Source organism: Sphingobium limneticum (genome assembly GCF_008710155.1).
In the GTDB taxonomy this organism is placed as follows: Bacteria; Pseudomonadota; Alphaproteobacteria; order Sphingomonadales; family Sphingomonadaceae; genus Sphingobium; species Sphingobium limneticum.
Genome location: NZ_VYPZ01000056.1, coordinates 1 through 7,550, shown reverse-complemented (window position 1 = coordinate 7,550; position 7,550 = coordinate 1). Strand labels below are relative to the sequence as shown.

At 65.1% G+C, this 7,550-nt stretch carries 9 protein-coding genes; 2 read left to right on the top strand and 7 right to left on the bottom strand.

The window, feature by feature from the left end; all coding sequences use genetic code 11:
- Nucleotides 1-537 precede the first annotated feature (537 nt).
- Together F4U94_RS24705 and F4U94_RS23510 are read left to right on the top strand one after the other, a co-directional pair.
- Nucleotides 538-714 carry a hypothetical protein gene (locus tag F4U94_RS24705; protein ID WP_156448123.1) on the top strand — a complete coding sequence of 59 codons (177 nt, stop codon included), beginning with the start codon at nucleotides 538-540 and terminating at the stop codon, nucleotides 712-714.
- Between the two features lie 2 nt (nucleotides 715-716).
- Nucleotides 717-1,685, top strand: a complete 969-nt coding sequence (locus F4U94_RS23510; protein WP_066768282.1) for a tyrosine-type recombinase/integrase — start codon at nucleotides 717-719, stop codon at nucleotides 1,683-1,685.
- A 202-nt stretch (nucleotides 1,686-1,887) separates the two neighbouring features.
- Here the strand turns inward: F4U94_RS23510 and F4U94_RS23505 are convergent, their stop codons facing one another.
- From F4U94_RS23505 to pqqA, 7 genes are read right to left on the bottom strand one after another with little or no spacing between them, the layout of a single operon-like run.
- On the bottom strand, nucleotides 1,888-3,255 hold the full coding sequence (locus tag F4U94_RS23505) for an MFS transporter (protein WP_066768284.1): 1,368 nt from the start codon (nucleotides 3,253-3,255) through the stop codon (nucleotides 1,888-1,890).
- Nucleotides 3,252-4,205 carry a prolyl aminopeptidase gene (gene pip, locus F4U94_RS23500; RefSeq protein ID WP_197421608.1) on the bottom strand — a complete coding sequence of 318 codons (954 nt, stop codon included), beginning with the start codon at nucleotides 4,203-4,205 and terminating at the stop codon, nucleotides 3,252-3,254. Before pip ends, F4U94_RS23505 begins: the two co-directional genes overlap by 4 nt.
- Before the next feature lies 1 nt (nucleotide 4,206).
- On the bottom strand, nucleotides 4,207-5,307 hold the full coding sequence (gene pqqE / locus F4U94_RS23495) for a pyrroloquinoline quinone biosynthesis protein PqqE (protein ID WP_066768286.1): 1,101 nt from the start codon (nucleotides 5,305-5,307) through the stop codon (nucleotides 4,207-4,209).
- Nucleotides 5,304-5,576: a pyrroloquinoline quinone biosynthesis peptide chaperone PqqD gene (gene pqqD / locus F4U94_RS23490; RefSeq protein WP_066768288.1), complete on the bottom strand. Its 273-nt coding sequence runs from the start codon at nucleotides 5,574-5,576 to the stop codon at nucleotides 5,304-5,306. The genes pqqE and pqqD overlap by 4 nt, the downstream gene beginning before the upstream one ends.
- The gene (gene pqqC / locus F4U94_RS23485; protein WP_066768291.1) at nucleotides 5,576-6,325 is read right to left on the bottom strand and encodes a pyrroloquinoline-quinone synthase PqqC; all 750 of its coding nucleotides are present in this window, start codon (nucleotides 6,323-6,325) and stop codon (nucleotides 5,576-5,578) included. Before pqqC ends, pqqD begins: the two co-directional genes overlap by 1 nt.
- Nucleotides 6,322-7,224: a pyrroloquinoline quinone biosynthesis protein PqqB gene (gene pqqB, locus F4U94_RS23480; RefSeq protein ID WP_066768293.1), complete on the bottom strand. Its 903-nt coding sequence runs from the start codon at nucleotides 7,222-7,224 to the stop codon at nucleotides 6,322-6,324. Before pqqB ends, pqqC begins: the two co-directional genes overlap by 4 nt.
- Before the next feature lie 10 nt (nucleotides 7,225-7,234).
- Nucleotides 7,235-7,318 (bottom strand): pyrroloquinoline quinone precursor peptide PqqA, encoded by an 84-nt coding sequence (gene pqqA, locus F4U94_RS23475; protein WP_125999890.1) that lies wholly within the window; start codon nucleotides 7,316-7,318, stop codon nucleotides 7,235-7,237.
- Nucleotides 7,319-7,550: the final 232 nt, after the last annotated feature.

Here is a 7,550-nt window from a genome sequence, read left to right as displayed (position 1 = left end):
TTGCGGGCACGGCCATTAATCCAAGGCCTAACGCGCCGCTTAATGTACTTTTTTTCATTTTACCCCCCTTGCGAATCGTTCTCAATCTGTGCGCCGCCCTATGATATATGCAACTGCTTCGCAATAGCCGATGTCTGACTTGAAAGTGCGTGATGAAGGTAATGGTGCGCATCGACCCCCTAAGTTGGAGACGCCCGAACGGTGTGCCGCCAGATCGGTGAGCAAGCCCTGCCGTCGCTCACCAGATTAGGGGGCGAGTTCGGGATCTCGGCGCCTGCGGTGGTCGTTTCGCTAGTGTCGCGCCTCTATATGTGATAATGTCCTTTATCGGATGTATCGGGAGCGCTATGAAGGCCTATGGACCAGGACCCCATAGGCCCTCCAGATCAGCCCGGCCTTGCGTTTGGCCGGTGCGCGCGCGTTGATGCTGGAGGCGCTGGCGCAGCTTCACGCCGCCGGCGCAGTGGCAACCGCCGTCCGCTTGCAGGAGGCGATCGACAGCCTTGAATGGCCGCCGAAGAACGATGGAAGCCCGACATGAGCAGCAACGAGAGCGGCGGGACTCGCGGCAAGAGCAACCTGCCTAAAGAAGAGGCAGCGCGCGCGGCCGCGAAGCAGGGCAATCGCGCATGGATCGAGCGCCTGGTCGATACCAGCCGCCGGCTTGCCACCGAGCCCGAGGTGCTGGCAGCGATCGAGAAGCGCAGCTTCTAGGCGTGAACCAGCTCGCCCTCCAGCCCGCTCCCGCTCCCGCGTTGGCGCTGCCGGCGCTGGTCGCATCGGCCGACAACGCCACGCAACGCCGCTTCCTTGAGTTCTTCGCGGTCACCATCCGCAACGCGCATACGCGGCGCGCCTACGCGCGTGCCGCGAGTGAGTTTTTGGCATGGTGCGATGCGCGCGGAGTCGTGTCGGTCGCCGCGGTGCAGCCGCTCCACGTTGCGGCATGGATCGAGGCGCTGGGGCGCGAGGTGAGCGCGCCCACGGTCAAGCAGCAGCTCGCCGGCGTGCGCCACCTGTTCGATTGGCTGGTGACGGGCCAAGTGGTGCCGACGAACCCGGCAGCGTCGGTGCGCGGGCCGGCGCACAGCGTGCGGCGCGGCAAGACCCCCGTGCTGGCCCCCGACGAGGCGCGGCGGCTGCTCGATGCGATCGACGTGACCACGCCCGCCGGGCTTCGCGATCGGGCGCTGATCGGGCTGATGGTCTATTCGTTCGCGCGGATAGGCGCGGCGCTGGCGATGCGGGTTGAGGACGTGTTCGTGCAGAATCGGCGGCTATGGGTTCGGCTGCACGAGAAGGGCGGCAAGCGGCACGAAATGCCCTGCCACCACAATCTGGAAGAGTATATGACCGCCTACATCGATGGCTGCGATCTACGCGAGGATCGCAAAGGGCCGCTGTTCCGCACGATCGCGCGGGGCACCAGGCGACTAAGCGACACCCCCCTGCCCCAGGCGAGCGCGTTTCAGATGGTGCGACGGCGCGCCGCGGCGGCCGGGATCGAGACGGCGATCGGCAACCATTCGTTCCGCGCGACAGGGATCACCGCCTACCTGAAGAACGGCGGCACGTTGGAGCGCGCCGCGACGATGGCGAACCATGCCTCCACGCGCACCACCCAGCTTTACGATCGCCGTCCCGACGACGTGACGCTGGATGAGGTGGAACGGGTGTTGATCTAGGCGTTGTCGCTGCGCTCTGATTGGAGGAGGCATGATTCGTTCAGAACTCATCCAGAAGCTGATGCAGTGTAATCCTGATCTATCCGCCAAGGATCTCGAGCGGTTGGTGGCGAGCGTAGGCGGCGACGAACGCGACGACGCTCGCGAGCCGCCAGCTTATCGGCCGAAGCCCGCTGATGACGGGGCCGCGCATGCGCGTCTATTAGCGTCCGCGTGCGAAGGCGGCTGCGCAAAGCGCCAGCGCCGCTCCGATCAGCGCCGGAATAGTCCCCTCCCCTGTCATCGACAAGGACACGGCGGCGATCAACGTGCCGCCGGTCTGGCCGGTCAGTCGGCAGAGCGTCAGCATGCCGGCGGCGGCGCCCGCGCGCGTTACCGGGCCGGTGCGCAGCATGACATTGTTGTTGGGCACCTGGAACAGGCCGAAGCCGACACCGCATAATGCCATCGCAGCGCCGACAAGCGGCAGCGGCGGCGTAGACCGCAGCGCGAAGGCGAGGACCAGCAGCCCTGCCGCGAGCAGGCACAGGCCGCCGGCGCTCATGGCCCCGGCCCATGACCTGTCGGCGAACCTTCCGGCAAGAGGCGAGCTGAGTGCGGTAGCGAGTGGCAGGGGCAGGATGAGCAGCCCCACTGTGGCGACGCTCAAGCCCCGCTCGCCTTCGAGCAGGAAGGGCATAGACACCAGCAGACACATTTGCGCCGCGAACGCGCATATCGACGCGGCATAGGCAAGCCGCAGACGTGGGTGGCCGATCAGGTCTAGGGGGATCATCGGTCTGGTGCTTGTCCGTGCCCGGCGCAGCATGGCGCCGCCCGCCACGGCGCTGGCGAGCAGCAGGCCGGCGGTAAGGGGCGACCAGCGGTCGTGGATGACTCGCGAGATCGCCAGGAACAGCGCCCCGAATGCGGTCGCGCTCAGCAGCGCGCTAGCCGTGTCGAATTTGTCGGTCTCAGGCGGACGGTCGGGGGCGAAGCGGGCCGCCAGCGCCAGCGAGAGCAGCCCCACGGGAATATTCACCAGAAAGAGCCAATGCCAGTCGCCGATCGACAGCAGGAAAGCAGCCAGCGCCGGTCCAGCCGCCGCAGTTCCGGCGATGACCACGCCATTATACCCCAGCCCTCGCCCGAGCAGTTCCTTGGGCCAGGTGAGGCGGATCAGCGCGCCATTCACGCCCATGACCGCGGCAGCCCCCAGCCCCTGCGCGAAGCGGAAGAACGCGAGCCATTCGAGGCTGCGTGCGCTTGCGCAAGCGGCCGACATCAGTATGAACAGCGCGAGCCCGCCCATGTATATCTGTCGATAGCCCAATCGTTCGCCGAGCGACGCGGCGCCAAGCAGTGTCATCACGATCGCGATCTGGTAGGTGGTGACGATCCATGTCGTCGTCGTGGGGCCGACCCCGAAATCGCGCCCGATCGTCGGCAGAGCGATATTGGCGGCCGTGCTGTCGATCACCGTCATGGCCATGGCCAGCCACAGGCCTGTCAGCGCCCAATAGCGGCGCGGCGCCGCAAGCCCGTCAGCGGTTGCGGTTGTGGAAGCCCTGACAGCCGCCGCGTCGCTCACGTCTCCGCCAGCCCCGCATAGCGATCCGTTGTCCGGATCAGACGGTCGAGAATGCCCGGTTCGGAGAAGGCGTGCCCGGCACCTTCAATAAGATGGAAGTCCGCTTGGGGCCAAGCCTGGTGCAGTTCCCAGGCAGTGCGTGTCGGGCAGGCCAGGTCATAGCGGCCCTGGACGACGGTGCCGGGAATACCGTGGAGCTTTCCGGCGTCGCGGATGAGCTGGTTGTCCTCAAGCCAGCCATGATGAACGAAATAGTGGTTCTCGATACGCGCGAAGGCGAGCGCGAAATGCGGGTCTTCAAAGCCGCCGGAGGTTTCGGGATCGGGCAACAAGGTCAGGGTGCGGCCTTCCCATAGCGACCAGGCTTTCGCACATTCGAGCCTCACCGCTTCGTCGTCGCCGGTGAGGCGCTTGCGATAGGCGGCGCGCAGGTCGCCGCGCTCCACCTCCGGGATCGGGCGCACGAAATCGACCCATTTCTCGGGATGAATCTCGGATGCGCCGAATTGATAATACCAGTGCAGCTCGGACTCGCGCACGGTGAAGATCCCGCGCAGCACCAGTTCGCTGGTATGCTGGGGATGGGTCTGCGCATAGGCAAGCGCCAGCGCCGAGCCCCAGGAGCCCCCGAAGACCAGCCATTTGTCGACGCCCATCGCTTCGCGCAGCCGTTCCATGTCGGCGACAAGGTGCCACGTCGTGTTCGCCTCTAGGCCCGCATGCGGCGTCGAATTCCCGCAGCCGCGCTGGTCGAAAAGCATCACGTCATAATGGTCGGGGTGGAAAAGCCGCCGGTGGCGGGCCGAGATACCGCCGCCAGGCCCACCGTGGAGAAAAACGGCCGGCTTGGCGCCAGGCGTACCGCTGCGCTCGTAATAGAGGACGTGCCCGTCGCCTACGTCGAGCGTGCCGCTCTCATAGGGTTCGATCTCGGGATAGAAGGTGCGCAGCTCAGTTATGGGCTGCTTGTTGCAGCCTGCGCGGCACGAGGTCCAGCCCGGCGTGGCCGCCCGCCGCTGCGATTGCCTCACCCATCAGATGATGATGCGGCGAGCGATGGCAGGCCGGATCAGTCAGCGCGGCATCGCCGGCGATCGCGAGCGCCTGGCAACGGCAGCCGCCCCAATCGATCTCGCGCCGATCGCAGCTCCTGCACACCTCCGGCATCCATTCAGTGCCTCGGAACCGGGCGAAGGCATCTGAAGCCGTCCAGATCTCGGCGAGGCTAGAATCGCGAACCGAGGGGAAGGTGAAGCCGGGCAGCGTTTCGGCGGCATGGCAAGGGAGGGCTTTGCCGGAGGGGGAAATGTTGATGAAGCGGTTGCCCCAGCCTCCCATGCAGGCTTTGGGCCGGGCCGCATAATAATCGGGCACCACATAGTCGATCACGATCCGGCCCCGGAGCCGCTCGCGTGACGCGTCCACCACGGTGTTCACGAAATCGAGTTGGTCGCGGCTCGGCAGGAGCGCGTTCCGGTTGAGCAGCGCCCAACCATAATATTGCGTGTGGGCGATCTCCATCCGCTCGGCGCCTAAAGCCTCGCCGAGCGCGATCATGTCCTCGACGCGTTCGATGTTTTGGCGGTGGATCACGAAATTAGTGGTGAGCGGCAGGCCCGCCTCGCGAATGCGCCGCGCCGCCTCCAGCTTCTTCGCATGCCCGCCGCGATAGCCGCCGATCCTGTCGCCGCCCTGGTGGCTCGAATCCTGAAAGCTGAGCTGGATATGATCGATGCCGGCGTCGAGCAGCACCGCCATCACCTCGTCGGTCAGCAGGACGCCCGACGTGATGATGTTAGTATAGAGCCCTGCCCGGTTGGCATGAGCCACAAGCTGCGGCAGGTCGCGCCGTGCCATGGGCTCGCCGCCCGAGAAATGCACTTGCAAGATACCGATGGCGGCGGCTTCGTCGAGCACGCGCAGCCATTCCGCCGTTGCTAGCTCGGATTTTGGCGCATCCATCTGCAGCGGGTTGGAGCAATAGGCGCATTGCAGGGGGCAGCGGTGGGTCAGCTCCGCGATCAGCCCCATCGGCGGCGGCGGCACGTTCATAGCTCTACGGCGCCTCGTGTCGAGAGATCCTCAAGAGCCGCGATGACATCGGTCGCGATCACGTCGCGCGGCGCATCGAAGCTCGCGGCGAGATCCTCCACGATCGCATCAATGGTTCGTGCGCCACCGACCAGCTTTAGGATCTCGACCGCGATCTCGTCGGGCATGAACAGCTTCTCGGGCGCGAGAAGCACCCAGGCATTGCGCACGGAATCGAAGCGGAACTTGACGCCGCGCCGGAAGGCGGGAGCCGATGATCCATCCGCCATCAGCTCTCCCCCGGAACAAAGGCGCCAGGCGGAATCATGCCTGGCGAGACATAGGCGAGATAGAGGCCGTCGAGCTGGCACCACAGGACGTCGCATTTGAAGCGCAGCGCGGCGAGCACCGCCTGCTGCTTCTCGATCGTATTGGCATGCTGCTTGACATAGGTCAGCGCCCACTTGCTGTCCTGCGGCGCTTGCGTGAGGCGCGGGGTAAAATAGGCGAGCGTCTCTTCGGTGATCCAGTCGTAGTTGGTGAGCATGCCGGAGACTCGCTCGGCGATGATGGTCGGCGAGAACAGCTCGGTCAGCGAGGACGCGATGGCTTCGAGCAGCGTCCTGTCGCGAACGAAGTGCACATAGGCATCCACGGCGAAGCGCGTCTCGGGCAGGATTTGGGCGGCGCTCTCGACCAGGGCGCGGTCGAGTCCCACCCCTTCGGCCAGCTTCAGCCAACGTTCGATGCCGCCGGGCTTGTCGCCATCGCCGTCATGATCCTCGATCCGCCGGCGCCATTCGCGGCGCATCTCGGCGGTGGGCAGGCGCGCCATCAGCGTCGCGTCCTTCGCCGGGATGCTAGCTTGGTAATAATAGCGGTTGAGCGCCCATGCCTGGACCTGCGCCGGGTCGAGCTTGCCGTCATGGAGCAGGCGGTGGAAGGGATGGTGGATATGGTATCGCTCGCCGCCGATCTGGCGCATCACGGCCTCCAACTCATCGGCGCTCAGCAATCGGGGGGCGGCCGTTTCCGTCATAGCATGAATTCCATGCCGTCTTCCCCGATGGTCCATCCGGCGGTTTCCGCTTCCGCCCGCTCCGGGCTGTCGGCGAGAAGAACGGGGTTGCTGTTGTTCATGTGAATGATGACCTTGCGCCTCACCGGAACGGTGCGGAAGGCCTCGATCGTGCCTTGCGGTCCCGAGAGGCTCATATGTCCCATGCGCTGGCCTGTCTTGCCACCGAAGCCGGCGGCCACCATCTCATCATCGCGCCAGAGCGTGCCGTCGAAGAAGACGATATCGACGCCGACGAGTTGGGCGCGCAGATCCTCGGGCATGGCCGCGCAACCCGGAATGAAGAGCATGCGCTTGTCGCCCTCGACGATTTCTAGCCCCACGGTCGTATCATCGACGACGATGGGCGGCGGTTCGCTGCCGCTTTCGAGATAGAGTGGCACTTTCCCTGGCACGGCGAAGAAGCGCGCGGTCAATCCTGGCTCCAGCGTGAAAGGCACGCCGAGTTGCTCGACGCTGCGCGTCACGACATCGCGCGCGAGCACCTCGAAGATCGGATTGGCGTCGAGCACGTCATGAATCCGGTGCGAAGCGTGGAGCGTGAAGGGCTGGCGCTCGCGTAGGGTCAGAAGCCCCGCGACTACATCCACATCGCCGCCGGTAAGCACGACGCCCGCGATCGGCGTATGCCGAAGGCCATCGCGCGGGTGCAGCGCCGGCGTGTCGTTGATCTGCTGGCGCAGATCGGGCGATGCGTTGAGCACGAACCAGCGCTCCCCGTCACGGCTAACCGCGACGCTGGTCTGGGTTCGCGATTTCGCTAGGGGGTCGCCGCTGCGGGCGCGACGGCACCCACCGGCATTGGAATTCCACTGGGGGAAGCCACCGCCGGCGGCTGCCCCCAGCATAATGATCTTCATGGAGTGATGCTTAGGCGCTCAGTTCGGCGCAGGCATAGCAGTTGATCTCCGCGCCGAGCGCGATTTCACGGATTTCGGGTTTCTTCCAAGCCATATCCATCTCCTGACTCTTGTGATGAGCGGAACCAAGGTATACTAGCATTTGCGATCATGCAAGAACTTAGCGGTCCGCCGGGGCCGCTGATGGCTGCCCCGCAGCGGCTCTGTTGCAAAAATCGTGAAGCTTGAGCATGCTTGGCGGAGATTGGACGGACGGAACGATGACGGATTTCAAGTGGCGCCATTTCCAGGGTGATGTGATCCTGTGGGCGGTGCGCTGGTATTGT

Coding starts and splice junctions, on each gene's coding strand:
- F4U94_RS24705 (WP_156448123.1), top strand. CDS start 538: ATGAGCAGCAACGAGAGCGGCGGGACTCGCGGCAAGAGCAACCTGCCT.
- pqqE (WP_066768286.1), bottom strand. CDS start 5,307: ATGAACGTGCCGCCGCCGCCGATGGGGCTGATCGCGGAGCTGACCCAC.
- pqqD (WP_066768288.1), bottom strand. CDS start 5,576: ATGGCGGATGGATCATCGGCTCCCGCCTTCCGGCGCGGCGTCAAGTTC.
- pqqC (WP_066768291.1), bottom strand. CDS start 6,325: ATGACGGAAACGGCCGCCCCCCGATTGCTGAGCGCCGATGAGTTGGAG.
- pqqB (WP_066768293.1), bottom strand. CDS start 7,224: ATGAAGATCATTATGCTGGGGGCAGCCGCCGGCGGTGGCTTCCCCCAG.
- pqqA (WP_125999890.1), bottom strand. CDS start 7,318: ATGGCTTGGAAGAAACCCGAAATCCGTGAAATCGCGCTCGGCGCGGAG.